The sequence below is a fragment of the Mesorhizobium sp. M5C.F.Ca.IN.020.29.1.1 genome, from assembly GCF_003997375.1.
Classification (GTDB): Bacteria; Pseudomonadota; Alphaproteobacteria; order Rhizobiales; family Rhizobiaceae; genus Mesorhizobium; species Mesorhizobium wenxiniae.
In genome coordinates this window covers 1-432 of sequence record NZ_RZSW01001198.1, presented here as the reverse complement: position 1 = coordinate 432, position 432 = coordinate 1, and the positions used below count along the sequence as shown (strand labels likewise).

1 pseudogene is annotated in these 432 nt (G+C 60.9%); it reads left to right on the top strand.

Annotated features, from left to right (window positions below):
• Positions 1-61: 61 nt before the first annotated feature.
• Positions 62-432 (top strand): annotated as a pseudogene (locus EOA85_RS37020) (chorismate-binding protein); the annotation flags it as partial.

Genomic DNA, 432 nt, shown 5'->3' with positions numbered 1-432 from the left:
CTCCCGCTCTCCGGAACTGTTTTTTGAGATCGACGAAAAGGGTTTCATCCAGACCTTGCCGATGAAGGGCACCGCGCCACGCGGCAACACCGAGGAGGAGGATCGCCGGGTCAAGGCGTTTCTGAGGAACGACCCGAAGACCCAGGCGGAAAACCGCATGATCGTCGAACCGTCCACCAGATGGTGAGCCGGGTGCGCGCAAAACTTCTGCCCGGCCTGACGATCGGGGACATCTTCGCGGCATTGTTTCCATGCGGGTCGGTTACCGGCTGCCCGAAAATCCGGGCGATGGAAATCCTCAACGATCTGGAGGAAGGCCCGCGTGAGGTCTATTGCGGGGCGGTCGGCTGGATGGCGCCGAATGGCACGATGCGCTTCAACGTCGCCATCAGGACGATCTCGCTCTATGCCGGTGGCGAAGCGATCTACAAT